24 protein-coding genes are annotated in these 26,348 nt (G+C 75.9%); 13 read left to right on the top strand and 11 right to left on the bottom strand.

Features of this window, described 5'->3' with window-relative positions; genetic code table 11:
- Window positions 1-14 precede the first annotated feature (14 nt).
- The gene (locus FB586_RS19210; RefSeq protein WP_168800424.1) at window positions 15-185 is read right to left on the bottom strand and encodes a hypothetical protein; all 171 of its coding nucleotides are present in this window, start codon (window positions 183-185) and stop codon (window positions 15-17) included.
- Window positions 186-474: 289 nt separating this feature from the next.
- On the opposite strand from FB586_RS19210, the gene FB586_RS02540 reads away from it, so the two are divergent.
- From FB586_RS02540 to FB586_RS02530, 3 genes are all read left to right on the top strand, one after another.
- Complete coding sequence (locus tag FB586_RS02540) at window positions 475-1,233, top strand: ABC transporter ATP-binding protein (protein WP_136517741.1); 759 nt, start codon at window positions 475-477, stop codon at window positions 1,231-1,233.
- Window positions 1,233-3,800 (top strand): ABC transporter permease, encoded by a 2,568-nt coding sequence (locus FB586_RS02535; RefSeq protein WP_136517740.1) that lies wholly within the window; start codon window positions 1,233-1,235, stop codon window positions 3,798-3,800. Before FB586_RS02540 ends, FB586_RS02535 begins: the two co-directional genes overlap by 1 nt.
- A gap of 196 nt (window positions 3,801-3,996) precedes the next feature.
- On the top strand, window positions 3,997-5,430 hold the full coding sequence (locus FB586_RS02530) for a calcium-binding protein (protein WP_136517739.1): 1,434 nt from the start codon (window positions 3,997-3,999) through the stop codon (window positions 5,428-5,430).
- Between the two features lie 22 nt (window positions 5,431-5,452).
- On the opposite strand, the gene FB586_RS02525 is transcribed toward FB586_RS02530, so the two are convergent.
- From FB586_RS02525 to FB586_RS02505, 5 genes are all read right to left on the bottom strand, one after another.
- Window positions 5,453-5,806 carry a nucleotide pyrophosphohydrolase gene (locus FB586_RS02525; RefSeq protein WP_136517738.1) on the bottom strand — a complete coding sequence of 118 codons (354 nt, stop codon included), beginning with the start codon at window positions 5,804-5,806 and terminating at the stop codon, window positions 5,453-5,455.
- Window positions 5,807-5,847: 41 nt separating this feature from the next.
- Window positions 5,848-7,908, bottom strand: a complete 2,061-nt coding sequence (locus FB586_RS02520; protein WP_136517737.1) for an elongation factor G — start codon at window positions 7,906-7,908, stop codon at window positions 5,848-5,850.
- Between the two features lie 119 nt (window positions 7,909-8,027).
- Complete coding sequence (locus tag FB586_RS02515; protein WP_136517736.1) at window positions 8,028-9,002, bottom strand: FKBP-type peptidyl-prolyl cis-trans isomerase; 975 nt, start codon at window positions 9,000-9,002, stop codon at window positions 8,028-8,030.
- Window positions 9,003-9,284: 282 nt separating this feature from the next.
- Complete coding sequence (locus FB586_RS02510; protein WP_136517735.1) at window positions 9,285-10,979, bottom strand: alpha-amylase family protein; 1,695 nt, start codon at window positions 10,977-10,979, stop codon at window positions 9,285-9,287.
- Window positions 10,976-12,007, bottom strand: a complete 1,032-nt coding sequence (locus tag FB586_RS02505) for a TIGR03885 family FMN-dependent LLM class oxidoreductase (protein ID WP_136517734.1) — start codon at window positions 12,005-12,007, stop codon at window positions 10,976-10,978. Before FB586_RS02505 ends, FB586_RS02510 begins: the two co-directional genes overlap by 4 nt.
- Before the next feature lie 179 nt (window positions 12,008-12,186).
- Between FB586_RS02505 and FB586_RS02500 the strand changes: the two genes are divergently transcribed.
- Complete coding sequence (locus FB586_RS02500) at window positions 12,187-13,044, top strand: SDR family oxidoreductase (RefSeq protein WP_136517733.1); 858 nt, start codon at window positions 12,187-12,189, stop codon at window positions 13,042-13,044.
- Window positions 13,045-13,189: 145 nt separating this feature from the next.
- Here FB586_RS02500 and FB586_RS02495 read toward each other — a convergent pair whose 3' ends face one another.
- Both FB586_RS02495 and FB586_RS02490 read right to left on the bottom strand, forming a co-directional pair.
- Entirely contained in the window at window positions 13,190-13,864 is a 675-nt protein-coding gene (locus tag FB586_RS02495; protein ID WP_136517732.1) for a response regulator, read from the bottom strand.
- On the bottom strand, window positions 13,861-15,105 hold the full coding sequence (locus tag FB586_RS02490; RefSeq protein ID WP_136517731.1) for a sensor histidine kinase: 1,245 nt from the start codon (window positions 15,103-15,105) through the stop codon (window positions 13,861-13,863). Before FB586_RS02490 ends, FB586_RS02495 begins: the two co-directional genes overlap by 4 nt.
- Before the next feature lie 139 nt (window positions 15,106-15,244).
- On the opposite strand from FB586_RS02490, the gene FB586_RS02485 reads away from it, so the two are divergent.
- Window positions 15,245-15,862, top strand: a complete 618-nt coding sequence (locus tag FB586_RS02485) for a hypothetical protein (protein WP_246036352.1) — start codon at window positions 15,245-15,247, stop codon at window positions 15,860-15,862.
- Between the two features lie 6 nt (window positions 15,863-15,868).
- Here FB586_RS02485 and FB586_RS02480 read toward each other — a convergent pair whose 3' ends face one another.
- From FB586_RS02480 to FB586_RS02470, 3 genes are all read right to left on the bottom strand, one after another.
- A complete protein-coding gene (locus FB586_RS02480; RefSeq protein ID WP_168800423.1) occupies window positions 15,869-17,269 on the bottom strand; it encodes a family 43 glycosylhydrolase in 1,401 nt (466 codons plus the stop codon).
- A gap of 144 nt (window positions 17,270-17,413) precedes the next feature.
- Complete coding sequence (locus tag FB586_RS02475; RefSeq protein ID WP_136517729.1) at window positions 17,414-18,493, bottom strand: winged helix DNA-binding domain-containing protein; 1,080 nt, start codon at window positions 18,491-18,493, stop codon at window positions 17,414-17,416.
- 25 nt (window positions 18,494-18,518) lie between these two features.
- Window positions 18,519-19,211: a Pr6Pr family membrane protein gene (locus FB586_RS02470; RefSeq protein WP_168800422.1), complete on the bottom strand. Its 693-nt coding sequence runs from the start codon at window positions 19,209-19,211 to the stop codon at window positions 18,519-18,521.
- Window positions 19,212-19,374: 163 nt separating this feature from the next.
- Between FB586_RS02470 and FB586_RS02465 the strand changes: the two genes are divergently transcribed.
- From FB586_RS02465 to FB586_RS02430, 8 genes are all read left to right on the top strand, one after another.
- Window positions 19,375-20,499, top strand: a complete 1,125-nt coding sequence (locus tag FB586_RS02465) for a Gfo/Idh/MocA family protein (protein WP_136517728.1) — start codon at window positions 19,375-19,377, stop codon at window positions 20,497-20,499.
- Between the two features lie 114 nt (window positions 20,500-20,613).
- On the top strand, window positions 20,614-21,405 hold the full coding sequence (locus FB586_RS02460; protein ID WP_136517727.1) for a DUF899 family protein: 792 nt from the start codon (window positions 20,614-20,616) through the stop codon (window positions 21,403-21,405).
- Between the two features lie 49 nt (window positions 21,406-21,454).
- Entirely contained in the window at window positions 21,455-22,453 is a 999-nt protein-coding gene (locus FB586_RS02455) for a TIGR03557 family F420-dependent LLM class oxidoreductase (protein ID WP_136517726.1), read from the top strand.
- A gap of 245 nt (window positions 22,454-22,698) precedes the next feature.
- Window positions 22,699-23,898 carry a VIT1/CCC1 transporter family protein gene (locus FB586_RS02450; protein WP_136517725.1) on the top strand — a complete coding sequence of 400 codons (1,200 nt, stop codon included), beginning with the start codon at window positions 22,699-22,701 and terminating at the stop codon, window positions 23,896-23,898.
- Between the two features lie 175 nt (window positions 23,899-24,073).
- Window positions 24,074-24,445, top strand: coding sequence for a VOC family protein (locus FB586_RS02445; RefSeq protein WP_136517724.1), 372 nt, complete (start codon window positions 24,074-24,076; stop codon window positions 24,443-24,445).
- A gap of 33 nt (window positions 24,446-24,478) precedes the next feature.
- Window positions 24,479-24,748: a type II toxin-antitoxin system Phd/YefM family antitoxin gene (locus FB586_RS02440; protein WP_136517723.1), complete on the top strand. Its 270-nt coding sequence runs from the start codon at window positions 24,479-24,481 to the stop codon at window positions 24,746-24,748.
- Window positions 24,738-25,178, top strand: coding sequence for a type II toxin-antitoxin system VapC family toxin (locus tag FB586_RS02435; protein ID WP_136517722.1), 441 nt, complete (start codon window positions 24,738-24,740; stop codon window positions 25,176-25,178). Before FB586_RS02440 ends, FB586_RS02435 begins: the two co-directional genes overlap by 11 nt.
- Before the next feature lie 158 nt (window positions 25,179-25,336).
- Window positions 25,337-26,242, top strand: a complete 906-nt coding sequence (locus FB586_RS02430) for a siderophore-interacting protein (protein WP_136518260.1) — start codon at window positions 25,337-25,339, stop codon at window positions 26,240-26,242.
- The last annotated feature ends 106 nt before the right edge of the window (window positions 26,243-26,348 follow it).

Genomic DNA, 26,348 nt, shown 5'->3' with positions numbered 1-26,348 from the left:
GCGGCCGACGGCGCTCAGCCGTCGGTCGTGGCCGTGCGTGCCGTCGGCTCCACCGACCGCTCCACGACGACCGGCTGCCGGTCGAGCCCTGCGAGCGCGTCGTCCACGGCCTGCGTGACGACGCCGAGCACGGCGCCGATCGCGACGGCGGTGACGGCGGCGACGGCCTTGGCGAGCGTGAGCACGGGGTCCTCCGGGGTTCGTGGGGCGGTGGTCGGTGTGGCGGGCCGCCGGCGGCCCGAACCCATCGTGGGTGCGAGAGGGGTCGTGGCGGCACCGGGACGGACCCGGACGCGACCCGGGGCGTGACCCGATCGGACTCGGGGAGGACCCTGGTCGTGGCACCCCCACCACCGGGGGTCGGGGACGCCCTGGTCAGGGCCCTGACCAGGGACGTCACCGATGGGCGCGGCCCCTGCCCGCCGCCACGATGGTGCTCGTACCCCGATCACCCCCGACGCTGGGACGGACCGAATGACCACCCCGATCGCGAGCGCCCGGGCGCTCACCCGCACCTACGGCCGCGGCGAGACCGCCGTGCGCGCCCTCGACGGCGTCGACGTCGACTTCGAGCGCGGACGGCTCACCGCCACGATGGGCCCGTCCGGCTCGGGCAAGTCGACGCTCATGCACTGCATGGCCGGCCTGGACCGGCCGACGTCCGGCACCGTCGTCGTCGACGGCGAGGAGGTCAGCGCGCTCTCCGAGCGGCGCCTGACCCGCCTGCGCCGCGACCGGCTCGGCTTCGTCTTCCAGGCGTTCAACCTGGTGCCGACTCTGACGGCGCTGGAGAACATCACGCTCCCGCTGGACATCGCGCGCCGCCCCGTCGACCGCGACCACCTCGACGCGGTCGTGCGCGCGGTCGGCCTCACCGACCGGCTGGGCCACAAGCCCGGCGAGCTGTCCGGGGGGCAGCAGCAGCGCGTCGCGTGCGCGCGGGCGCTCGTGACGCGGCCGGCGGTCGTGTTCGCCGACGAGCCGACGGGCAACCTGGACTCGTCCTCCGCGCGCGAGGTGCTGTCGTTCCTGAGGCGCTCGGTCGACGAGCTGGGGCAGTCGGTCGTCATGGTCACGCACGACCCGACGGCCGCGTCCTACGCGGACCGGGTGCTGTTCCTGGCGGACGGGCGGATCGTCGACGAGCTGACCGACCCGACGCCGGACGCGGTGCTGGAGCGCCTCGGCGCGCTCGGCCGCCGCGAGGACCCGACCTCGGCGCCGGTGCTCTGATGCTGCGGGTCACGCTGCGGGGAGTGCGCGCGCACGCCGTCCGGTTCGCGCTGTCCGTGCTGGCGGTCGCGCTGGGTGTCGCGTTCGTCGCCGGCACGTTCGCGCTGCGCACGATGATGTCCGGCACGTTCCACGGGATCGTGGACGCGCAGGCGCCCGCCGACGCGTACGTGCGCGGCGCCGACCCGCTGCCCGGCGGGGCCGCCGCGACCGGGGGGGTCGGCGAGGCGCGCACCCCCGTGCCGCTCACGCTGGCCGACGCGCTGGCGGACGTCGAGGGCGTGCGGCTGGCGCTGCCGGACGTCTCCGGCCCGGTCGTGCTCGTCGGTGCCGACGGCACCGCGGTGCAGTCCACGCAGGCGCCCAGCATCGGCATCCGGGCGGACCCGCGGGACCCGTCGCTGGACGTCCTCGACGGACGCCTCCCCGAGGGCCCCGACGAGGTCGCGCTCGAGCAGGCGACGCTCGCGTCGTCCGGCCTCGCCGTCGGCGACCGCACGCGGGTGGTCGTGGCGGGCCAGGTCACCGACGTCGAGGTCGTGGGCGAGGTGTCCGCCGGCGGGCCGATGGCGGGAGCCACCCTCGTCTTCCTCGACCGGGACGCCGCCGTGGCGGCGTTCGCGCCCGAGGGCACCGTCGCGACCGTGGCGGTCTACGCGCAGGACGGCGTGAGCGAGGCGGCGCTGACGGACGCTGTGGCCGCGGCGCTGCCGGACCTCGACGGCGGCGCGGAGGCGGAGGCCGTGAGGGGTGCGTCGCTGCGCGCGGACCTGCGGGCGGACATCGACGAGCTGCTCGGCTTCGTCACGGCGTTCCTGCTGGTCTTCGCGCTGGTGTCGCTGTTCGTCGGCGCGTTCCTCATCGCGAACACGTTCCAGATGTCGGTGCGCCAGCGCGTGCGCGAGTTCGCGCTGCTGCGGGCCGTCGGGGCGTCGCCGGGGCAGGTGTTCGCCGTCGTCGTCGGGCAGGCCGTCGTGGTCGGGCTCGTCGGCGCCGCCCTCGGCGTGCTCGGCGGGCTGGGCCTGGTGTCGGTGCTGCGGGTCGTGCTCGCGCAGGTCGGCATGGACCTCACCGGGGACGTCCCGCTGGACGCGGGGACGGTGGCGCTGTGCCTCGCGGTCGGGACGCTCGTGTCGGCGCTGGCCGCCGCGGTGCCGGGCCGGACGGCCGCGCTCGTGCCGCCCGTCGAGGCGATGCGCGGCGAGGTGACGGTGCCCGAGCGGTCCCTGCACCGGCGGGCGTGGGCCGGCGCGCTGCTGGTGCTCGCCGGCGCCGCGGCCGTCGGCGTCGCCGCCGTGCGGCCGGCGCTCGACGCCGCGGAGGGGCTGCTCGGCGGCGGTGCCGCGGCGGTGCTCGCGGGCGTGCTCGTCGCGGCGCCGACGGTCGCCCGGGCGGCGATGCGCGTGCTCGCGGCCCCGGCCGTGCGGCTGCTGCCGCCGATGGGCCGCCTCGCGCGCGGCAACGTCACGCGCAACCCGCGCCGCACGGCCGCGACGGCCGGTGCGCTCGTCATCGGCATGGCGCTGGTCGGGGCGGTGTCCGTCATCGCGTCCTCCGCGCAGGCGTCGCTCGCCCGCGTCGTCGAGAGCTCGACCGAGGCCGACCTCGTGCTGCGCTCGGCCACGGGCGTGATCCCCGCGGGGGCGATCGAGGACGTGCGCGCGCTGCCGGGCGTGGGCGCCGCGGCCGAGGTCGCGTTCGTCACGGCCGGCGTCTCGCCGGCGCCCGGTGTGGCCGGCGACGCGTCGGCCGGCGGTGCCGTCGTCGGCCTCGAGCCCGGGGTCCTCGGCGGCACGCTGCTGGTGGACGTCGAGGAGGGCGACGTCGGTGACCTCGACGACACCTCCGCGGTCGTCAACTCGCAGGTGGCCGACGGCGAGTGGGCGGTCGGCGACACCGTGACGGTGACGACGGCCGCGGGCGCGCGCGACCTCACCGTCGTCGCGGTCGTCGACACGAACGTGCTCGGCACCCCGGTCGTCGTCACGCGCGACGTGCTCGACGCGCTCGCGCCCGAGCCGCAGGTCGACACCGTGTTCCTCGACGCGGCGGCGGGCACGTCGGTCGCGGACCTGCGCTCGGCCGTCGCCGACGCCGTCGCGCCGTACGTGGTCGTCTCGGTGCAGGACCGCGACGAGTTCGTCGACGCCATGGCCGCGCAGGTCGACCAGCTGCTCGTCATCCTCTACGCGCTGCTGGGCCTGTCGCTCGTCATCGCCGTGCTCGGGATCGTCAACACGCTCGCGCTGTCGGTGATCGAGCGGACGCGCGAGATCGGGCTGCTGCGCGCGGTGGGGCTCGGGCGGCTGCAGCTCGCGGGGACGGTCACGGTCGAGTCGGTGCTGACCGCGGTGTTCGGGACGCTCGTGGGGCTCGCCGTCGGGGTGGGGCTGGCGTCGGTGATGCCGCGCGTCTACGCCGAGGACGGCCTGGACCGGCTCGTCCTGCCCTGGGGCCAGCTCGGCGCGATGGTCGCGCTGGCCGCGGTCGTCGGGGTGCTCGCGGCGCTGTGGCCGGCGGTGCGGGCGTCCCGCCTGCGCGTCCTGGACGCGATCGCCGCGGACTAGCCCCGTCCCCGTCGGAGCAGCCCGTCCCGTCCCGCCCGCTCCCGCGAGGCTGTCGACCTGGTCGTCCCCGCGCGCCAGGTCGACGGTCTCGGGGGGGCGGGAGCACGGCTGAAGCCTTTCGGGTCCCGTGCGTCCGGGTGTGTCGGCCGTCGGCGGCCCTACCGTGACGAGCACCTGCCACGGGGGGAGCTCGACGATGAGGCACACCCGGCTCGGCCTGACCGTCGCGACGGTCCTCGCCGCCACCCTGCTGCTGCCGGCCACCGCATGGGCCGGCGACGTCCACCGCGAGGAGTTCCGGCGTCCTCCCGCCGACCCCTGGCAGGTGCGCGGGTTCAGCGGCGACCCGGTCGCGACGACGCGCGGCGGCACGATCACCATCGGCGAGCAGACCCTGGTGATGCTGCTCGAGTACGCGGCGCCCGCCGAGTGGACGGGCTCCGCCAACCGCCTCACCGGCTGGGACGTCGAGTTCCGCATGCGCCTGGGCGCGGACACCACGCACACGTGCCTGGACGAGGAGACCGGCGCCCCGCCCCCGACGCTGCTGTGGGTGGGCGACACGACGGACCTCGTGCAGGTCGGCTTCGGGCCGGGCGAGATCTGCCTGACCTACCCCTTCCAGGACCGCGTGCGCATCCCGCTCGACACGCACCGCTGGCACCGGTACCGCCTGGAGGCGCGCGGGCAGCACCTGCGCCTGGCGGTCGACGGCCGGACCGTCCTCGACCGCGACCTCGCGGGCCGCGGCGCGGGCACGGTCGCGCTCGGCTTCGAGACGCACCAGGGCAGCTCGACGTGGGACTACGTCCGCTACGACACGGTGCCGGGGGCGCCGTCGTGCACGATCCGCGGCACGGCCGGCCCCGACGTCCTGCGCGGCACCCCGCGGGACGACGTCATCTGCGCCGGTGCGGGCGACGACCGGGTCTCCGGGCTGGGCGGCTCGGACGTGCTCGTCGGCGGCGAGGGTGACGACGTGCTCCTCGGCGGCGCGGGGCACGACCTGCTGCAGGGCGGCTGGGGCGCCGACGTGCTCGACAGCGGCCCGGACAGCGGACGGGCCGAGGGTGGCCGCGGCGACGACCGGTTCGTCACCGGGCCCGACCCGGACGGGGCGCACCAGCTCGTCGGCGGGCCGGGGCACGACGTCGCGGACTACGGCGCGCGCCTCGGGCCGGTCACGGTGACGCTCGACGGCGTCGGCGGCGACGGCGCACCCGGCGAGGGCGACGCGGTGGGCGTCCCCGCGCCGTGGAACTGGCCGGCGGACGTCGAGGAGGTGCGCGGCGGCCACGGCGACGACGTGCTCACGGGCGACCTCTGGCCGGACACGCTCGTCGGCGGCCTCGGCGCCGACCTCCTGCGCGGCGGGGCCGGGCGGGACGCGCTCCGCGGAGCCGACGGCGTCCCCGGCAACGACGACCTCGACGGCGGCGCCGACGAGGACACCTGCACCGCCGACCCGGACGACCGCGTGGTCTCGTGCAACGACCCCAGCCCACGCCCGACGTTCCCGATGCCGACCCCGTCGGGCACCGGCTCGCCGATGCCCGTGCCGCCGGGCCCGGCGCCGTCGTGGGGCACGTCGTCGTCCGGCTCGCCGCTGCGCGTGGCACCGGGACGCTGACCCGCCCCGCGAGCGAGCAGGGTCAGGGCTTGTCCGGCGCCACGCCGCGCACGTCGTCCGCCGGGAACCGCCGGTGGGAGGCCGCCAGCTTCGCGCGGGCCGCGTTGCCGAGGTCGACGCCGAGCACGTCCGCGAGCCGCACCAGGTAGACGAGCACGTCGGCCATCTCCTCGGCGGCGCGCGTGCGGCGGTCGGCGGCCGAGAAGCGGTCGACCGCCTCGGCGGCCGGCACCCACTGGAACAGCTCCGCGAGCTCGCCCACCTCGCCGACCAGCGCGAGCAGGAGCGACTTCGGGTCGTGGAACTGCTCCCAGTCCCGCTCGGTGCTGAACTCGCGCACGGCGCGGGTCAGCGCGGCGATCTCCGGCTCGTCCATCCGGGCATCCTGCCAGCCCGCAGGCGCCCCGGTCCCGCCCCTCAGGCCGTGACCAGGTGCTCGGGGCAGGGCTCGTAGTGGTCGGGCGCGACCTCCAGGTCCGCGCGGCCGCCCGTGAGCGAGCGCAGGTCGAGGACGTACCGCGCGATCTCCGCCTCGGGCACGGTCGCCTCCACCACGACCTCGCCCCCGTCGAGGGACGCCGTGTCGGTGATGCGACCGCGCCGGGACGACAGGTCGCTCATGACGTCGCCCTGCGCCGTGACCGGCACGGTGACCCGCACCCGGCTGACGGGCTCCAGCACCACCGTGCCCGCCGTCGCCAGCGCCTCCTTGAGCCCGAGGGACGCCGCCGTGCGGAACGCCATGTCCGAGGAGTCCACCGAGTGCGCCTTGCCGTCGACGACCTCGACGCGCACGTCCACCACCGGGAACCCGTGCGGCCCGCCGGCCGCCATCACCTCGCGCACACCCCGCTCCACGGCGGGCAGGTACCCGCGGGGGATCGCGCCGCCGACGACCGAGTCCACGAACTCCAGCCCGGACCCCGCGGGCAGCGGCGCGACCCGCATCCGCACGACCGCGAACTGCCCGTGCCCGCCCGACTGCTTCTTCAGCCGGCCCTCGACCTCGACCTCCCGGGCGATCGTCTCCCGGTAGCCGACCGGCACCGCGGACGTCGTGACGTGCACCCCGAACACGCGGGCGAGCCGCTCGAGCGCGACCGCCAGGTGCGTGTCCCCGAGCCCGCGCAGCACGGTGCGCTCCCCCGCGCGCTCGACCACGAGCGTCGGGTCCTCGCCGACGAGCCGGGCGAGCGCGGAGGACAACCGGTCGTCGTCCGACTGCGTCACGGGCTCCAGCACGAGCCCGTACACCGCGGGCCTCGGCGGCAGCGGCCGCGGGGTCAGGCGCGTGCCGGGGCTGCCCTTCGCGGCGAGCAGCGACCCCGTCGGGGTGCCGGTGAGCTTCGCGACCGCGACGACCTCGCCCGCGCGCGCCGCGTGCACCGTCTCGTGCTCCTTGCCGCGCAGCCGGAACAGGCCGGGCAGCCGCTCCTCGGCGCGGGTCGTCGCGTTGACCAGCCGGTCGCCGGGGCGCAGCGTGCCCGAGAGCACGCGTAGCAGCGTCACCTGCCCGACGAACGGGTCCGCGACGGTGCGGAACGCGTGCGCCAGCGCGGGCCCGTCGGGGTCGACGGCGACGCGGACCTCGGTCGAGCCGGCGAGCACCGTGACGGCGCGGTCGGCCGGGCCCGGGCCGAGCGCGCACAGCAGGTCCGCGAGGCGGTCCACGCCGACCCCGGTCACCCCGGACGCGACGAGCACGGGGAACGCCTCCCCGTCGCGGACCTCGTGCGCGAGCGTGCGCTCGAGGTCGGCGACCGACGGCTCCTCGCCCGCGAGGTAGCGCTCGAGCTGCTCGTCGTCGTGCGCGACGATCTCCTCGGTCACCTCCTCGTGCAGGCGGTGCTCCTCCTCCGCGACGCCCGACGGCAGCGGCTCGTCGTGGTGCCGCCCGTCGGCCTCGTACGCGTAGCCGTGCTCGCTCAGCACGTCCGCGACGCCGCGGAACGCGGCCTCCTCCCCGAGCGGCAGCTCCAGCGGCACGAAGCCGCCGCCGAACGCCGCGCGCAGCTCGTCGAGCACGCGGTGGAAGTCGGCGCGCGGCTTGTCCTCCTTCGTCACGACGACCATGCGGGGCACGCCCGCCTCCGCCGCCGCCCGCCACGCGCGGTGGGTCCCGGCCTGCACGCCGTCGACGGCGCTGACCACGACGAGCGCGAGGTCCGCGGCCGCGAGCGCGGCGTCGACGCAGCCGGCGAAGTCCAGCGAGCCGGGGGTGTCCAGCAGGGTCACGTCGGCCCCGCCGTCGGCGTCCCCGTCGCACTGCCACCGGAACGGCGCGACGCCGAGCGTCAAGGAGCAGCCCCGCGCCACCTCCTCCGGCTCGTGGCCGCACACCGTGGTGCCGTCCTCGACGCGACCGGGGCGCACGAGCACCCCGGCGCGGTGCAGGAGGGCCTCGGTGAGCGTCGTCTTGCCGGCGCCCGCGGCGCCGACCAGCGCCACGGTGCGGATCCTGGCCGTCGCCTGGTCCATGCGGGCCTCCCACGCTGGAGGAACTGGTCCGGTCAGCGTAGGACCACGACCCCCGGACGCGACAGGACCGCCGGTCCCTGGTGCGGGGCCGGCGGTCCTGGTGCGCGTGCGGCGGGCGGTCAGCTCGCGGCGAGGACGTCCACGACGAAGACGAGGGTGGAGTTCGCGGGGATCGAGCCGCTCTCCTGGTCGCCGTAGCCCTTGTCCGGCGGGACGACCAGCATGACCTGGCTGCCGACCTTCTGGCCGACGAGACCCTCGTTCCAGCCGGCGATCACGTTCGCCTGGCCGACGTTCTGCACGGGGAACGTGGTGCCGCTCTCCCACGAGGAGTCGAACTGCGTGCCGTCCCACAGCCAGCCCGTGTACTTCACGACGACGGTCTGGCCGGCCTCGACGGCCGGACCGTCGCCCTCGATGAGCGGCTGCACGACGAGCTCGGTCGGCGCGTCGCCCTCCGCGGGCTCGAGAGACGGGGCGCCGTTCTCGGCGAGCGTCACGGTCGGCAGCTCGGCGGGCGGCTCGACCGCGGTGCCCTCGGCACGCGCCGGGGACGAGCCCACCAGGTCCGCGACGGCGACGACCGCGCCGCCCTCCTGCGGCACCGCGAACACGATACGGGCGCCGATCTTCGCGCCCTGGATCGCCTCGAACAGGGTCGGGAACAGCGCCTGCTCGCTCAGCTCGACCGACTCGGGGCTGCCGGAGTCGTAGGTGGAGCCGAGTGCGGAGCTGTCCGCGCCGCTGAAGCCGGTGGTCTGCATGGAGAGCAGCTCCCCGACCTCGACGGCCTCGCCGTCGCCGTCGGAGACGAGGCGGGCGACAGGAGCGGACACCTCGAAGGGCGTGCTCGGCAGGGTCACGGTCGGCTTGGTGCCGGGCTCGCCCTCGATCGTCACGCCCTCCAGCGCGGCGACGTCCTCGGCGCTCGCGGTCGGCTGGGCCGCGGGCGTCGCGGAGTCCGTGGGGGCAGGGGTGGTGGCGTCGTCCCCGGCCTCGCCGGAGCACGCGGCCAGGCCGACGCCCAGGGTCAGGGCGAGCGCGGCCGCGGCCAGCCGGCGGGCGGCGGGTCGGGCGGTGGTCGTGCGGCGCACGGGGTCCTCCGTCGTCTCGGGTACCGCCCGATGAGGCGGCGGACCCGGGCACGGTACGCGACGAACCTGGACGAACGCCGGGAGCGTCCGTGCCGAAACGCTTCGGCGGGACCTCGGTCCCGATTCCGTCGCGGATCCGTGACGCATCATGGACGTGCGTCCAGAACGCGGCGCGACGGCGGAGATCCCCCCCTCTCCCCCCGAGACGCCCCGGTCCGTCCTCCCCCCGGCGGGCCGGGGCTTCGGCGCCCCGCCCCCGTCCGCGCCGAGGGCGGCGCCGCCTCAGAGGAGCCGGCGCGAGTCCGGCCGCACGACCCGCAGCCACCGGTACCCGTAGCCCGTCAGCTCCACCTGCACGCCCCCGTCCGCGTCCAGCGCGAGCTGGTCCCCGTGCAGCAGGTCGACCAGGCGGCTGTGCTCGTCCGCGTCGTCCAGGGTGAGCGGCACCGTCACGGCCTCCGGGCCCAGGTTGTGCACCGCCACCATCGACGCCTCCTGCCACGTGCACCGGTGCGCGAGCACCGAGCCGTGCGGCTGCTCGAGGATCTCCGCGTGACCGGCCCAGCCCAGCTCCGGGCACTCCCGGTACCGGCGCGCCAGCAGCTGGACGAACGAGAGCAGCGAGTCCGGGTCGCGCCGCTGGTCCGCGACGTTGACGTGGTCGGGGCCGAACGCGCCCTCGACCACCGGGCCCGAGAGCGCGTCGGGCTCGGCGCAGGAGAAGCCGCCGTTCTTCCCGGACGTCCACTGCATCGGCGTCCGCACGGCGAGCCGGCCGTCGGCCGCGAGGTTCTCCCCCATGCCGATCTCCTCGCCGTAGAACAGCACCGGCGTGCCCGGCAGCGTGAAGAGCAGCGAGTAGACCATCCGGATCCGGCGCGGGTCGCCGTCGAGCATCGGGGGCAGCCGGCGGCGCAGACCGCGCCCGTACAGCTGCATGTCCTCGTCCGGGCCGAACGCGTCGAACACCTCCTGGCGCTCGTCGTCGCTCAGCTTGTCGAGCGTCAGCTCGTCGTGGTTGCGCACGAACGTCGCCCACTGCGCGTCCCGCGGGATCTCCGGGCGGGCCTCGAGCGCCGCCGCGAGCACGCCCGCGTCCTGGCGGGCCAGCGCCAGGTACATCTGCTGCATGAGGACGAAGTCGAACTGGAGGTTCAGCTCCTCGCCCTCGTGGTGCCCGTCGTGGTCGTGGTCGCCGAAGAACAGCAGCTGCTGGTCGTACGGCAGGTTGACCTCGCCCATGAGGATCGCGTCGCCCGCGCGGCGCGTGAGGAACGCGCGCAGCTGCTGCAGGAACTCGTGCGGGTGCTCGATCTCGTCCTTCGGGTCGTTCGCCGCGTCGGCGAGGAAGAACGGCACCGCGTCGACCCGGAAGCCGGACATGCCGACCTCGGCCCAGTAGCCGACCACCTTCGCGATCGCGTCCCGGACCTGCGGGTTCGCGGTGTTGAGGTCCGGCTGGTGCTTGTAGAAGCGGTGCCGGTACCAGGCCTCCGCCTGCTCGTCCCACGTCCAGATGCCGTCCTCCTGGTCGGGGAAGACGACCTGGTCGCTGGTGTCCGGCGGCGGGTCGGTGCGCCAGACGTAGAAGTCGCGGTAGGGGCTGTCCGGGGAGCTGCGGGCCGAGCGGAACCACGGGTGCTCGTCGGACGTGTGGTTGACGACGAGGTCCGCGATGACGCGGATGCCGCGGTCGCGGGCGGTGCGGATGAGCTCGACGACGTCGCCCGAGTCGCCCAGCCGCTCGTCCACCCCGTAGTAGTCCCGGATGTCGTAGCCGTCGTCCTTGTCGGCCGTCGGGTAGAACGGCATGAGCCACAGGCACGTCACGCCGAGCTCGGCGAGGTGGTCGATGCGCTGGACCAGACCAGGCAGGTCGCCGATGCCGTCGTCGTTCCAGTCCATGTAGGTCTCGACGTCGAGGCAGTAGATGACGGCGTTCTTCCACCACAGGTCGCCGGTGTCGCGGATCCTCACGCGCGCACCTCGCGCAGGACCGGCAGCAGGTGCTCGGCGGCGACGTCGATGAACGCCTCGAGCGACGACGACACGGGCGTCACGGTGGGCGCCGCGTGCGGGTGCTTGTCGTCGGACACGACGACGTCGTTCGCGACCTGGTGCAGGTAGACCGCGTCGAACCCGATCTCCGCGAGCGCCGCGACGCGCTCGGCCATGCGCGCGGGCTCGTGGTCGACCACGACCGCCTCACGGATCGTCTCGTCGTCGAGGTCCGCCGCCGCCCGGTCGAACGCCTCGGGGGTGTCGAGCTCCCAGGCCAGCGGCGGCCCCACGGCGTTCCCGGCCCACTGCTCGCGCGCCAGCCGGAACGCGTCGTCGGCGTCGGGGGCGTAGGCGACGTGCACCTGCAGCGAGATCTCGCCGCGGCCGCCCGCCGAGCGGTACGCGTCGACGATCGCGCGCAGCGTGTCCGGCGCCTGGTTGACCGTGACCAGGCCGTCGGCCCAGCGCGCGTGCCGGGCGGCGGTCTCGGGGCTGACCGCCGGGCCGATGAGCAGCGGCTTGACCTCCGGCAGCGTCCACAGCTTCGCCCGGTCGACCCGCACGAGGCCGTCGTGCGTCACCTCCTCGCCGTCCAGCAGCGCGCGGATGATCTCGACGCACTCCACCAGGCGCGCGTCGCGGACCTCCTTCGGCGGCCACGGGTCCCCGGTGATGTGCTCGTTCATGTTCTGCCCGGACCCGAGCGCCACCCAGAACCGCCCCGGGTACATCGCGGACAGCGTCGCGACGGCCTGGGCGGTGATCGCCGGGTGGTACCGCTGCCCCGGCGCGCTGACGACGCCGAACGGCAGCCGCGTCGTCGCCAGCGCCGAGCCCAGCCACGTCCAGGCGTAGCCGGAGTGGCCCTGGGTCGTCGACCACGGCGCCCAGTGGTCGGAGCACATCGCGGCCTCGAACCCGCGCTGCTCCGCGAGCTGGGTCGCCGCGAGCAGCGCGGAGGGGTGGACCTGCTCATGGGAGTTGTGGAGTCCGACGCGCACCATGGGTCCCGTTCCTACCGGTTGGACGGGTGTCCCGCCTCCCGAGCGGGCGGAGGTCGCAAGGCCGTCACGGACCCGTCACGCGGCGGTCGCCGTCGCACGCGCGCGAGGGCGGGAAGGCGGGAGCACCCGGGCGGGTTGTGGCGGACGTCCGCGCACGCGCACCCGCAGGAGGAGCAGTCATGTCGATCGTCGTCACCGGAGCCACCGGGCACCTGGGCCGTCTCGTCGTGGAGGGCCTGCTGGACGCGGGCGTCGCGCCGTCCGACGTCGTGGCCGGCGGCCGCGCCACCGAGCGGCTGGCCGACCTGGCCGGGCGCGGCGTGCGCGTCGTGACGCTCGACTACGACCGGCCCGAGACGATCACCGAGGCGTTCGCCGGGGCGCAGAAGGTGCTGTTCGTGTCCGGCAGCGAGCCGGGCCGTCGGGTCGAGCAGCACCGTGCCGTCGTCGACGCCGCCGTCGCCGCCGGCGTGGGCCACGTCGTCTACACGTCCGCGCCGCACGCGGACACGACGTCGCTCGTCCTGGCGCCCGACCACAAGGCGACCGAGGAGCTGCTCGCGGCGTCCGGCCTGCCCGTGACCGTGCTGCGCAACAACTGGTACACGGAGAACTACGTCGCGCCCGTGCAGCAGGCGGCGGCCACCGGGGAGATCGTCGCGTCCGTCGGGGACGGGCGGGTCGCGTCGGCCACGCGCGCCGACTTCGCCGCCGGCGCCGTCGCCGTCCTCACCGGCGAGGGGCACGAGGGCCGCACGTACGAGCTGTCGGGCGACGTGGCGTGGGACTTCGACGACCTCGCGGCGGCCGCGACCGAGCTGCTGGGGCGGCCGGTGACCTACCGCCGGGTCTCGGCGGACGAGCACCTCGCCGTCCTGACCGGCGCCGGCCTGGACGAGGGCACCGCCGGGTTCGTCGTCGCGCTCGACCAGGGCATCGCCGCGGGTGCCCTGGCGGACGCGACCGACCACCTGCGCACCCTCATCGGCCGCCCGACGACCCCCCTCGTCGACGCCCTCCGCGCCGCCCTCGCCTGACCAGGACATCCGCGACCCCGCACTTCGTCAGCACCCCGCCCGTCCGGTCCTGACGAAGTCCGGGGTCGAAGCCGGACTCGTCCGCGTCATGCGCCACCAGGACGTGACGAAGTCCGGGTTCGACGTCGGCGGGAGGCGGCCTGGGTCAGCCGAGGAGGTCGCGGGCCAGGACGCCCGCCTGGAGGCGGGAGCTGACGCCCAGCTTGGCCAGCACGTGGCTGACGTGGGACTTCACGGTGGTCGGCGACACCACGAGGCGCTCCGCGAGCTGCGCGTTCGACAGGCCCTCGCCGAGACCGGCCAGGACGTCCCGCTCCCGGGCGGTGAGGGCGGCGAGCCGGGGGTCCTCCTCGGCGTCGGCGTCCGGGGCGTCCGCGGCGTGGCCCAGCGGCGCCCGCCCGGCGACGGCGTCCAGCAGCCGCCGCGTCACCTCGGGGGCCAGGACGCCCTCGCCCGCCGCCACCCGGCGCACCGCGTCCACCAGCTCGACGGCGCCGACGGACTTCAGCAGGAACCCGGCCGCGCCCGCGCGCACCATGCCGACGACGTACTCGTCCAGGTCGAACGTGGTCAGGGCGACGACCTCCGCCAGACCGTCCCGCACGATCGCCTCGGTCGCGGTGATGCCGTCCGTGCCCGGCATGCGCACGTCCATGAGCACGACGTCCGGTCGCAGCGCCCGCGCCTGGCGCACCGCGACCTCGCCGTCGCCGGCCTCCCCCACGACCTCGACGTCGCCCGACTGCTCGAGCATCAGCCGCAGGCCCGCGCGGATCGCGCCGTGGTCGTCGGCGAGCAGCACCCGCACCCGCCCGCTCACGCCGGCACCTGCGCCGGGTCGAGCGGCAGCGCGGCCCGCACGACCCACGCGTCCCCCTCCGGTCCCGCGGTCACCGTGCCGCCGAGCGTGGCCGCGCGCTCGCGCATCGTCGTCAGGCCCGTCGAGGACGACGGGACGGGGCTCGCGGCGGCGACGGCGGGCATGGCGTTGCGGACCTCCAGGTGCAGCGTGCGGTCGTCGGTGCGGACGGTCAGGGCGGGGCGGCCGGCGCCGTGCTTGTGGGCGTTCGTCACGGCCTCCTGCGCGATGCGGTAGGCGGTCTGGCCGACGGCGGCGGAGACCACCGGCAGGGGCGCGGGGCCGACGTCCGCGTCCAGGGCGGTCACGCGGTCCAGGCCCGGCGGGGCGGGGACGTCGTCGGCGTCGTCGCCCGCCCGCAGCACGAGGATCATCGCGCGCATCTCGGTGAGCGCGTCGAGCGCGCCCGCACGGACGGCGCGCAGGGCGGCCCGGTCCCGGTCGGGGTCGGGACCGCCCGCGAGCGCGGCCTCCGCGTGGATCGCGACGGCGGACAGGTGCCCGGCGACGGCGTCGTGCAGGTCGCGGGCCATGCGCCGGCGCTCGTCCTGCACCGCGGACGTCCGGTCGAGCGCGGCGATGCGGGCGACGTCGTCGGCGTGCGCCCGGGCCAGGTCGGCGCGCTCACGCTCGAGGTCGGCCCGGCGCGCCTCCGACCGCGCGAGCTCCTCGGTGCGCCGCACGTCGCCGCCCCACCAGAACGGCGTGAGGAACATCGCGACGAGCACCAGCACGAGCTGCACGACGTCGCGGGCCGACCCTCCCGCGGCCACGAGGGCCACGGCCGCGGCGAGCACCGCGCCCCCGACGACGCCCTGCACCGCCCGCCGCACGCGCGGGGCGCCGTGCACGGCGACCGCGAACAGCGCGTCGAACAGCACGAGGTACATGCCGAGCGACCCGCCCAGCAGCGCGTCGACGACCGCGAGGGCCGTGACCGCGAGCAGCACGGCGAGCGGCCGCCGCCGCTTCGCGACGAGGACCAGCACGGCGACGAGCAGCAGGCCGGCCTGCCACCAGCGCGGCGCCGGCAGGTCGAGCACGGGGACGGTCGGGCCGACGCCGCCGACGTCGAGGGCGAGCAGCACCAGGCCGAGCAGCAGCAGCCCGAGGGCGTCGGCGCGGTCCGTCGCCCCCGACGCGCGTGCCGCCCACCAGCGCCGGGTCGCGGCGGCCGCGCGGCTGCGGAGGGCGGTGAGCACCCGTCCATCCCAGCAGACGCCGGCACGGGCCCTCTCGTCCGAAGGGAGGAGGCGCGTCGTCCGTGCGCACCGGGCGGCGCGGCGAGGACGCTCCGTCCGCCCGACGCGCCCGCACCGGCCCGCGCGCGAGCGTGGGGGCATGACGGTGATCGACTGGGTCCGGGACAACCCCGTGGCCGCTCTCGTGGTGACCTGCGAGGTCGCGTTCTGGGTGTTCCTCGCCGCGGCGGTCGTCGCGCGGTACGTGCTGCGCCGGCGGCGCCTGTCGACGGTGCTGCTGCTGTGCGAGCCGGCGATCGAGGTGGTGCTGCTCGTCGCGACGGTCGGCGACCTGCTGCGCGGCAGCGAGCCGACCTGGACGCACGGCCTCGCGGCGCTCTACCTCGGGTACACGGTCGCGTTCGGCAGGTGGACCGTGCACAAGGTCGACGGGTGGGTGGCGTGGCGGTTCTTCGACGGGCCGCGTCCGCCGCGGCCGCCGAAGCACGGGCGCGCGGCGCTGCGGCACGAGTGGCGGATGTGGCTGCGGGTGCTGCTGGCGTGGACCGTCGCGGTGACGGTCCTCGGGGTCCTCGCGCTCATCGCGACGGCGCCCGAGCAGCGCGAGGTCCTGCTCGGCTGGGCCGGCCGCGCGACGCTCGTCCTGGTGGCGTGGGGCGTGTTCGGGCCGCTGTGGCAGGCGTTCTCGGGCGGGACGGCCGAGGGGGACGAGCGGGCGGACGCCGGGACCGACGCCCGCCCGCGCACCCTCACCTGACGGGCGTCACCGCACGTACGGCCAGCCCGCGGCGTCCCAGCCGAGCAGGTTGATGCCCAGGCGGGAGTCCCCGGCGTCGGTGTACCAGTGGTAGAAGAGCACGTCGCCGTCCGTGTCCCGCAGGGTGGCGCTGTGCCCGGGGCCGTTCACCGACCCCCGGCCGGCGAGGATCTCGGTCCCGCCGCCGCTCGTCATCCGCGTGCCGGCACGGTCGACGTACGGCCCCGTGATGCTCGTCGAGCGGCCGACCGCGATCCGGTAGGTGCTGTCGGCGCCCTGGCAGCACCGGTCGAACGACACGAACAGGTAGTAGTAGCCGTCTCGGTACAGGATGTCGGGCGCCTCGATGCCGGCGCTGCGGGTCGCGAGCGAGTGGATCGCGGTGCCCCGGCGCAGGCCGGTCGCCGGGTCGATCTCGATCATCTTGATGCCGGTCCAGAACGAGCCGTAGCTCATCCACAGCCGGCCCTGGGCGTCGGCGACGAGGTCGGAGTCGATCGCGTTGTGGTCGCTGGCCTCGGTGGTGCTGACGACCAGGCCGCGGTTGGTCCACGTGCCGGCGTTGCCGGAGGGGCTGGTCGCCAGGTAGATGCCCGAGTTGCGGCTGCCGAACGACGACGCCGAGTAGTACAGCCAGTACTGCCCGTCGCGGTACGACAGGTCGGGCGCCCACAGGTCGCCCGTGGTGTGCGCGGCGGTCCACGGCGTGCCGTTCGGGAAGGCCGCGCCCGCGTCGGTCCAGGCGGTGCGGTCGCGCGACGTCTTCAGCGGGATGCCGCGGCCGGTGGTCGCGACGAGATAGGAGCCGTCGGGGCGCTTGACGACGGTCGGGTCGTGGGCCCACGTGCTGCCGGTGACGACGCCCGGGCCGGGGTAGGCCGCCGGCGGCGTGCCGCCGCCGTCCCCGGTCGCGACGCTCGTCCAGCGCTGGTTGTCCCGGCCGTTGCAGGTCCACAGCGCGACGGGGGTGCCGTTGGCGGTGCGGCCGTTCGTCACGTCGACGCACAGGCCGGACTGCTGGTGCACGAGCGAGCCGTTCGCGCCCCGCGCGAAGCGCTGGTTCGCGCCGCCGGTGCAGCTCCACGAGATCAGCGCGGTGCCGGGGGCCGTTCCCCAGTTCAGCGCGTCGAGGCAGCGCGTGCCGTCGAACGCGCGCAGCTCGCCCGCGGCCGTGAGCGTCCAGCCCTGGCCGGCGACGCCGTTGCAGTCCCAGATCTGGATCGCGGCGCCGGGGTTCGCGTCGTTGCCGGCGACGTCGAGGCAGCGTCCGGACTGCGCGGAGACCAGGGCGGGTGGTGCGGCCTGCGCGGCGGGGGCGGACGCCGCGCCGGCGAGGGCGGCGACCAGGGCGGTGGCCGCGGCGAGGGCGAGGGCGCGGGCGCTCGTGCGGCGGGGACGGGTTCGCATGGGGGCCGCCTTCGGTGTCGGGGGCGATGTGAGCGCAAACATGGCGCGCCGGGACACCGCTCGGCTATGCCGTGAAGCGATTCATAGAGCGCTTTCCGACAGCGCCCGGTCGGGTCCGCGCGGCGAGCGGGCGACCGGCGTGCGTCAGGTCAGGCGCACGGCCGGCTCGGCACCGACGAACGCCGCCGCCGCGGCGCCCTCCGCCCGCACGTCCTCCTCCTCGCCCGGCGTCAGCGGACGCAGCGGCCGCACGACCACCCGCCCCTCCGCGAGCTCCCACGTCGCGGCGACGAACCCGTCCACCAGCACCGTCGCGCGGACCATCGACCAGCCGGGCATCACCTCCCGCCGCACCGCCTCGGGCAGGATCCGCGTCCGGTCCCGGTGCCCGAGCACGGCGTCGTCGAACATCGGCAGGAAGCGCACGGGGGCGGGTGCCTCCTCGTCGGCGAGCGGGGCGTCGGGCAGGTCGAGCAGCTCGGCGCCGTCCGGGCCGCGCAGCACCCGCAGCTCGTCGCGCATCCCGTCGACGACGGCGCGCAGGCGCGTCAGCCCGCACCACGTCTGCAGGTCCATGACGCCGGCCGGCCCGAACCCGGCGAGGTAGCGCCGCACGAGCGTGGGGACGTCGGGCTCCCCGACCGGCTCGCCCAGCCACGCCTCCGCCGTCGTCACCTCGATCCCCCGGCGGCTCCACCACGACCCGAACGCCGATGTGGCCGGGCCGTGCACGACGGGCGTGAGGGCCTCGACCGCGGCGGCCATGACCGCGCCCTTGCGGCCGGGGAACCGCTCGGCGAGGGCCGCGCCGAGGTCCCGCCGGCGCACGGTCCGGTCGCCCAGCACCTCGCGCGCGGCCGCGACGAGCACCGCCGGGTCGAGGTCGCCGACGTGCTCCGCGTAGTAGGCCGACCGGACGAGCCGGTCGAGCACCGGCTGCACGGTCGGGCGCAGCCAGGCGTGGTCGGCCGCGGCGGTGAGGTGCTGCGTCCCGCGCAGCAGGGGCCCGCGGACGAGCGCGCGCCCCTCCACCGCCGCCTCGAGGTCGCCCGACGCGAACCCCTCGAGCCGCGCCCACATCCCCACGTGCACCCAGTTCGGCTCCTGCGCCTGCACGGCCACGCGCCGGCGGACGGCCTCCACGACCGAGGCGGACGACCGCACGTCGAGCTGCTGCCGGTGCAGCAGGGTCCGGTTGAGCCGGCGCAGGGAGAGCGTCGTCATGCGTCGACGCTAGGCCCGGTGGCGGTCAGGACCTGTCCTCCACCCCGCTCACGTCGGGGCGTGCCCCGCTCCCGTCGTGGGCGGGCTCGCGGCCCGCCGTCCCCACCAGCGCGTGCGCGGGCAGCACCCGGTCGAGCAGCACGAGCAGCAGCCCGAGCAGTGCGAACGCGACGCCGTAGAGCAGCACGTTGAGCGCCAGCCCGTCCCACCCGAGCGCCCCCAGGTCGATGAACCCGTACGGGTAGCCCAGGTCGGGCCGCAGCAGACCGCGCGTCGTCGTGAACGCGCAGTACGCGAGCAGCGCGACGAGCCACCACGCGACCGCACGCAGGCGCAGGCGCCGGTGCGCGTCGAGCAGCACGAAGTCGAGGAACGCCAGCACGGGCGTCCACTCGTGCTCGATCTGCCCGCCCGTGAGCCCGAACGCGACCACGGGGGCGTCGGGCGACTCGGGGGCCAGGACGAAGAACGACACCAGCCCCGTGATCGCGAGGAACAGCGTCACGCCCACCTTGAGCACGGCCGGCGGCTGCCCCCGCCCCCGCAGGGACGCCACCGCGGCCCACGCCATGACGACGGCGAACGACAGGTTCGAGACGTTGGTGAAGTACACGAGCCCCGGCAGGTCGCCGTCGCGCCAGATCCCCTGCGTGCCCGCGAGCGCGAGCGTGGCGATCGCGCCCCGGACCAGGGCGACGAGGACGTCGGGTGCTCTCACGGGCGGGTTCCTCTCGGGACGGGGCCGGCACGCGGACCGGCGGGCTCACGCTGCCATGCCGGCCGGGCGGACGGCATCACCCTCGGGGCGGCTCCCCGCGGGCGTCGCGGCGCCCCGCGGTTAGGGTCGACGGGACGCGACGGCTCGACGACGAGGACGGTCCATGACGCAGCACGCCCCCGCCCCCATCCGCTTCGGCGTGGTCGGCTCCGGCTGGCGCTCGTACTTCTTCGTCCGGATGGCGCGGCTGATGCCCGAGCGGTTCACGTGCACGGGGGTCGTGACGCGCACCGCGGAGCGCGGCGCCGAGGTCGAGGCGACGTGGGGCGTGCCGACCGTCCGGACGGTCGAGGAGCTCGTCACCGGGGCCGTGCCGGGTGCCGGCGCGGCGCCCGACCGCCCCGAGCTCGTCGTCACCGGCACGCCGTGGCCGGTGACGCCGGACGTGGTCCGCGAGCTCGTCGACGCGTCCGTCCCCGTGCTCGCGGAGACCCCGCCCGCCCCCGACGTCGACGCGATGCGCGCGCTGTGGGCGGACGTCGGCGCGACCGGCCTCGTGCAGGTCGCCGAGCACAGCCCGTTCCTGCCCGTGCACCAGGCGCGCAAGCGGGTCGTGGACGAGGGCCTGATCGGCGCGGCGACGAGCGTGCAGGTGTCCTCGACGCACCAGTACCACGCGATCGGCCTGGCCCGCCGGCTGCTCGGGGCCGGCCGCGGGCCGGTGACGGTGCACGCCCGCGAGTTCACGGCCCCGCTGGTCGACCCCATGAACCGCCACGGCTGGACCGACGCCACCGAGCCCACGGACGCCCGCACGCTCCTCGCGACGCTCGACCTCGGCGACGGCCGCCACGTGCTCTACGACTTCACCGACAACCAGTGGCACAACCCGCTGCGGGCCAACCGGGTCGTCGTGCGCGGGTCGCTCGGCGAGATCGTCGACGACGCAGTGACCCGCTGGATCGACCCGCGCACGCAGGTGACCTCGCGCATCGAGCGGCGCATGCACGGCATCGAGCAGGACATGGACGGCTTCGACCTCATGCACCTGTCCTTCGAGGGCCGCGTGCTCTACCGCAACCCGTTCGTCGGGGCGCGCCTGGCCGACGACGACCTGGCGGTCGCCCACCTCATCGACGGCACGGGCGCGTGGGTGCGCGGCGAGGCGCCGCCGCCGTACCCGCTGGCGGACGGCATGCAGGACCACCTGCTGGGCATCGCGATGCAGGAGTCGGCCCGCACCGGGCAGCCCGTGACGACGTCCGCGGAGGCGTGGGCGGAGGCCTGACCCCCGGTCCGCGCGACCCCGGCCGGTGAGTTCCGCCGCCGTCCCGTGTCTGCCCCGGTGACCCGCGGTGCGCGTCGTCGGCGCGCCCGCCACCGCCACGGCACGGAGGGCACGATGACGAGCGCACCCGAGCACCGCACCGCACGCACGGCGGCGACGGGCCGCCCGCCCGTGGTCGACGCGAGCACCTGGCAGGCGGCCCGCGACGAGCTCCTGGTCCGCGAGAAGGCGCACACGCGCGCCGGGGACGCCCTCGCGGCGGACCGCCGCCGCCTGCCGATGGTCGAGGTCGACGGCGGGGCCGAGGTGGTCGGGCCGGACGGCCCGGTGCCGCTCCTCGACCTGTTCGCCGGGCGCGACGAGCTGGTCGTCTACCGGCACATGTGGCACGACGGCGCACCGCACCAGGGCCAGTGCGAGGGCTGCACGGTCAGCGCGTGGGGCGTCGAGGACGCCGCGGTCTACCTGCACGCGGCGGGAGTCTCCCTCGCGGTCGTCACGACCGGCCCGTGGGACGAGGTCGCGCCGTTCGTCGCGTTCATGGGCTACGCGCAGCCCTGGTACTCGGTCCGCGAGACCCCGGCACCGCTGGGCGAGGAGATGGGCTCGTTCGCCTGCTTCCTGCGCGACGGCGACCGCGCCTTCCTCACGTACACGGTCACGGGCCGGGGCGTCGAGGTCGCGAACCCGGTCTTCGCGCTGCTCGACATGACGCCGTACGGCCGGCGCGAGGCGTGGCAGGACGTGCCGGACGGCTGGCCGCAGGGGCACGAGGCGTGCTGGTACTGGCGCACGGACGCGGACGGGCGCGCCGGGTGGGGCGAGGACACCCGGCCCACGCCGCAGTGGACGCGCCCCGGCGCCACGCCCGTCGAGACCCTGGGCCGGCACGGGCACCACCACTGACCCGCCGCTTCCGGATGCCGGATCGCCGCATCCGCACGACCCTCGTGGCATGACGCGATTCGGGTACACCCTCATGACCGAGCAGTCCGGGCCGCGCGAGCTGGTCCGGTACGCGCAGGCGGCCGACCGGCTCGGGTTCGACTTCGCCGTGTCGTCCGACCACTACTTCCCGTGGCTGGACGAGCAGGGGCACGCGTCGTACGCGTGGACGATGCTCGGCGCGGTCGCGCAGGCGACGCAGCGCATCGACCTCATGACGTACGTGACCTGCCCGACCATCCGGTACCACCCGGCGGTCGTGGCGCAGAAGGCCGCGACGCTCGCGATCCTGTCCGAGGACCGCTTCACCCTCGGCGTCGGCGCCGGCGAGAACCTCAACGAGCACGTCGTCGGCGAGCGCTGGCCGGCCGTCGGCGAGCGGCACGACATGCTCGAGGAGGCGCTCGAGATCATCCACGAGCTGCTGTCGGGCGAGCGCGTGACGTACGAGGGCGAGCACTTCCGCGTCGACTCGGCGAAGCTGTGGGACCTGCCCGACCGGCCGGTCGAGATCGGCGCCGCCGTGTCGGGCGACCAGTCGGTCTCGCGCTTCAGCGGCCTGGCGGACCACCTCATCGCCGTCGAGCCGGACGCCGAGCTCGTCGAGAAGTGGGACCGCGCGCGCGCCGAGGACGGCCTGGCGGGCACGCCCTCGCGCAAGATCGGGCAGATCCCGATCTCGTGGGACCCGGACCCGGAGCGGGCCAAGCAGCGCGCGCACGAGCAGTTCCGCTGGTTCGGCGGCGGCTGGAAGGTGAACGCCGACCTGCCGACGACCGAGTCGTTCGCCGCGGCCAGCCAGTACATCCGCCCCGACGACGTCGCGGAGCAGATCCCCTGCGGCCCCGACCTGGACGCGATCGTCGAGGCCGTCTCCGCCTACTGGGAGGCCGGGTTCACCGACATCGCGCTCGTCCAGGTCGGCGACGAGGGCCAGGAGCGCTTCCTCGCCGAGGCGGCGGAGCCCCTGCTGACCAAGCTCCGCGACGCCGCCCCCACCGCCTCCTGACGAACGCAACGTGGTGCACCGCCGGACGCGCGGTGCAGTGCACCAGGTTGCGCTCGCACCGCGCATGACCGGCGACGCGCGTTCGGGTGGCCGAAACGGGCGAGCGGGGGTCACGGCATCCTGCCGCCACCCGTTATCGCAACCCCCGCCGCACGCCTACGGTGCGACGTGCACCGACGCAGCCCGGGACCGGACGGTCCCGGGCGCGTCCGTGTGCGCCCGCCCGTCGCCGTCCCCGGAGCACCGTGAACACGCCCGACCGTCCCGCACCCGCCGACCGGCCCGCACCCGCCGGCCGCCCCGCCGCCACGCCCGCACAGCTGCGCCGCTGGCGCCGCAACCTCGCGAACGAGCGCGCCGAGGCCGCCGTCTACCGCGACCTCGCCGGCCGCCGCACCGGTGAGGAGCGCGACATCCTGCTCGCCCTCGCCGAGGCGGAGCGGCGGCACGAGTCGCACTGGCTCGAGCTGCTCGGCGACGACGTCGGCCGCCCGCTGCGCGGCGACTGGCGCAGCCGCGTGCTGGGCTGGCTGGCGCGCCGGTTCGGGTCGGTGTTCGTCCTCGCGCTCGCGCAGCGCGCCGAGGCGCGGTCCACGTACGAGCGGGACGCCGAGGCCACACCGCGCATGGCCGCCGACGAGCAGATCCACGAGGAGGTCGTCCGCGGGCTCGCGATGCGCGGCCGGCAGCAGATCTCCGGCACGTTCCGCGCCGCCGTGTTCGGCGCCAACGACGGGCTGGTCTCGAACCTCGCGCTCGTGCTCGGCATCGGCGCGTCCGGCGTCGCGACGGGCACCGTGCTGCTCACCGGGCTGGCGGGTCTGCTCGCCGGCGCGCTGTCGATGGGCGCCGGCGAGTACGTGTCGGTGCGCTCGCAGCGCGAGCTGCTCGAGGCGTCCCGCCCGGACGCCGAGGCCGCGGCGGCGCTCGCGCACCTCGACGTCGACGCGAACGAGCTCGCGCTGGTCTACCGGGCCCGGGGCATGTCGCCGGACGAGGCGCAGACGCGCGCGGACGTCGTGCTGGCCTCCCTCGCGCAGTACGAGGCGCGCCAGCAGGTGAGCGGCTCCCTGCTGCGGACGACGACGACGCTGCCGGGTGCGACGCCGGCCCCCGTCACCCACGCCGCTCCGGGCGTCCCCGAGCGGGACGAGCACGAGTCGGTCGGCACCGCGTGGGGCGCCGCGATCGCGAGCTTCTGCTTCTTCGCGTCCGGCGCCGCGGTGCCGGTGCTGCCCTACCTGCTCGGCGCCGAGGGGTGGACCGCCGTCGCGTGGTCCGCCGGGCTCGTGGGCGTCGCGCTGCTGGGCACGGGCTCGGTCGTGGGGCTGCTCTCGGGGGCGTCTCCCGTGAAGCGGGCGGTGCGCCAGCTCGCGATCGGCTTCGGGGCCGCGGCGGCGACCTACGTCCTGGGCCTGGCGTTCGGCACGGACGGCCTCGCCTGACGCGGACGCGCCGGCCCCGCCCGGCGGCGCCGGGGTGTGCAGCGTCGGTCCCGTGACGCGCGACGAACGCTGCACCACCCGGGACGTCCCCGCGGGGTGACGCCGTGTCGGTGTCCGCGGGAGCATGGCCTCGGCCGCCGGCGTCGGGCCGGCGGGTGACCCTGGGGGTGCGGCGATGGAGTTCCGGCTCGAGCTCGTGATGGTCCCGGTCAGCGACGTCGACCGGGCGAAGGCGTTCTACGCGGACCAGGTGGGCTTCGTGGTCGACCACGACGTGCGCGTGCACGAGCACCTGCGGTTCGTGCAGCTCACGCCGCCCGGCTCGGCGTGCTCGATCGCGATCGGTGAGGGCATCGTCCAGGCGCCGCCGGGGTCGGTGAAGGGGCTGCAGGTCGTCGTGGACGACGCCGACGCGGCCCGCGAGCACCTCCTCGCCCACGGCGTCGACGCGCCGCCGGTGCAGGACCTCGCGTGGGGCCGGTTCACGGGCTTCCGCGACCCCGACGGCAACGAGTGGGCGGTCCAGCAGCTCCCCGACCGGGTGTAGCACTAGGTAGCACACCGGGCTACGCTGGCGGACGTGACGCTCCAGCCCGAGATCAGCCAGCGCGACCTCCGGCTCCGGTCGAAGGAGATCATGGACGCGGTCGAGGGTGGCCAGTCCTTCACCGTCACCCGCGACGGCCACGGGATCGGTGAGCTCGTCCCCCTCCGGCGCAGGCGCCAGTTCGTGCCGCGTGCCGAGTTCGGCGCGATGTCGCGGACGGCGCCGGCCATGGACCTCGAGCGCTTCCGGAGCGACCAGGACGCGGTGCTCGACGACGACGAGGCCGACCCCTATGCCCGTTGACCACGACCGCGGGCTCCTCGACACGAACGTGCTGATCCTCCGGCGCTGGATCGACGCGGCACTCCTCCCCGACGAGGTCGCCATCTCCGCCGTGACGCTCGGTGAGCTCTCTGCGGGCGTGCACCTGGTCACGGGCGACGACGCCGACGCACACGCGGAGCGCGCGCGCCGGACCGACGTCCTGCAGCGCGCCGAGAGCGAGTTCGACCCGCTGCCGTTCGACGCGGAGGCCGCGCGGCTCTACGGGAGGGTCGCGGCGGCCGTCCGCGCCGCCGGGCGCACCCCTCGCCGCCGGGTGGCCGACCTGATGATCGCCGCGACCGCTGCGGCGAACGGGCTGCCGCTGTGGACGACGAACCCCGCCGACTTCGCGGGTCTCGACGGCGTCGTCGAGGTCGTCGCCCTCGCGCGCCCCGAGCGGGCGACGTGACGCCACGGACGTGACGTGACGCACTCGCACCTTGCCAGGTCAGGTAAGCCTGACCTTATGCTGCGTGCGTGACCGCGACGAGCACCGCCACGGCGACCGACGAGACGCCCGCGACCACGGCCGACGCCGCGGTCGGGACCGCCGTCTCCCCGTTCCGGATGTTCCACGTGCGGGTCGCGCGGCTGCAGCGCATGTGCCCGAGCCTGCTGCGCGTCACGTTCACCGGTGAGGACCTCGACCGCTTCGCCGACAACGGGTTCGACCAGCGGATCAAGTTCTTCCTGCCGATCGACACGGCCGGCTACGAGGGCCTGCTCGACCTCGGCCAGTCCGGCGACTGGTACGGCCGCTGGCGCGAGCTCCCCGAGGACGCCCGCCACCCCGTCCGCACGTACACGGCCCGCACCGTCCGGCAGCCGGTCCGCGAGCTGGACGTCGACGTCGTGCTGCACGGCGACACCGGCCCGGCGTCGCGCTGGGCGTCGACCGCCGAGGTCGGCGACGAGCTCGTCGTGCTCGGCCCGAACGCCGACTGGGACGGCCCGCACGGCGGCGTCGACTTCGTGCCCCCGGCGCGCACCGACCGCCTCCTCATCGCCGGCGACGAGACGGCGCTGCCCGCCATCTCCGGCATCGTCGAGCGCCTCCCCCGCGACGCCCGCGGCGAGGTCGTCATCGAGATGCCGTGGTCGGACGACCGCCTCGACCTGCACGCCCCCGACGGCGTGACCGTCCGCTGGTACGGCCGCGACGGCCGCGGCCACGGCGAGCTGCTCGTGCCCGCCGTCCAGGCCGCGTGCGCCCGCCTGCTGCCCGGCCAGGCCCCGGTCCCCGACGTCGAGCTCGAGGACGTCGACGTCGACCACGGCATGCTGTGGGAGGTGCCGGTCGACTACACGACGGGCGCCCCGCTGGCCGCCGAGGCGCACCTGTACGCGTGGCTCGCCGGCGAGGCCGGCGTCATCAAGACCCTGCGCCGCCACCTGGTCCGCGAGTGCGGCGTCGACCGCAAGGCCGTCGCGTTCATGGGCTACTGGCGCGAGGGGCGCTGCGAGGGCGCCTGACGCCTGATGCCGGTCGCCGGCGTCGCGCACCACGTCGACGTCCCCGGGCAAGCGCCGTGGTCCCCGGCGGAAGCCCGGGTCCCGCTCTCGCGAGCGCGACGGGGCA

Origin of the sequence: Cellulomonas telluris (assembly GCF_004886325.1) — a bacterium.
Lineage (GTDB): Bacteria > Actinomycetota > Actinomycetes > Actinomycetales > Cellulomonadaceae > Cellulomonas > Cellulomonas telluris.
The sequence above is the reverse complement of the archived record's forward strand: the minus strand, read 5'-3'. Positions and strand labels throughout refer to the sequence as shown.

Bases quoted from the DNA above. Each gene is read 5' to 3' on its own strand.
- FB586_RS02540 (WP_136517741.1), top strand. From the start codon at position 475: ATGACCACCCCGATCGCGAGCGCCCGGGCGCTCACCCGCACCTACGGC.
- FB586_RS02535 (WP_136517740.1), top strand. From the start codon at position 1,233: ATGCTGCGGGTCACGCTGCGGGGAGTGCGCGCGCACGCCGTCCGGTTC.
- FB586_RS02530 (WP_136517739.1), top strand. From the start codon at position 3,997: ATGAGGCACACCCGGCTCGGCCTGACCGTCGCGACGGTCCTCGCCGCC.
- FB586_RS02525 (WP_136517738.1), bottom strand. From the start codon at position 5,806: ATGGACGAGCCGGAGATCGCCGCGCTGACCCGCGCCGTGCGCGAGTTC.
- FB586_RS02520 (WP_136517737.1), bottom strand. From the start codon at position 7,908: ATGGACCAGGCGACGGCCAGGATCCGCACCGTGGCGCTGGTCGGCGCC.
- FB586_RS02505 (WP_136517734.1), bottom strand. From the start codon at position 12,007: ATGGTGCGCGTCGGACTCCACAACTCCCATGAGCAGGTCCACCCCTCC.
- FB586_RS02500 (WP_136517733.1), top strand. From the start codon at position 12,187: ATGTCGATCGTCGTCACCGGAGCCACCGGGCACCTGGGCCGTCTCGTC.
- FB586_RS02485 (WP_246036352.1), top strand. From the start codon at position 15,245: ATGACGGTGATCGACTGGGTCCGGGACAACCCCGTGGCCGCTCTCGTG.
- FB586_RS02480 (WP_168800423.1), bottom strand. From the start codon at position 17,269: ATGCGAACCCGTCCCCGCCGCACGAGCGCCCGCGCCCTCGCCCTCGCC.
- FB586_RS02475 (WP_136517729.1), bottom strand. From the start codon at position 18,493: ATGACGACGCTCTCCCTGCGCCGGCTCAACCGGACCCTGCTGCACCGG.
- FB586_RS02465 (WP_136517728.1), top strand. From the start codon at position 19,375: ATGACGCAGCACGCCCCCGCCCCCATCCGCTTCGGCGTGGTCGGCTCC.
- FB586_RS02460 (WP_136517727.1), top strand. From the start codon at position 20,614: ATGACGAGCGCACCCGAGCACCGCACCGCACGCACGGCGGCGACGGGC.
- FB586_RS02455 (WP_136517726.1), top strand. From the start codon at position 21,455: ATGACGCGATTCGGGTACACCCTCATGACCGAGCAGTCCGGGCCGCGC.
- FB586_RS02445 (WP_136517724.1), top strand. From the start codon at position 24,074: ATGGAGTTCCGGCTCGAGCTCGTGATGGTCCCGGTCAGCGACGTCGAC.
- FB586_RS02435 (WP_136517722.1), top strand. From the start codon at position 24,738: ATGCCCGTTGACCACGACCGCGGGCTCCTCGACACGAACGTGCTGATC.
- FB586_RS02430 (WP_136518260.1), top strand. From the start codon at position 25,337: ATGTTCCACGTGCGGGTCGCGCGGCTGCAGCGCATGTGCCCGAGCCTG.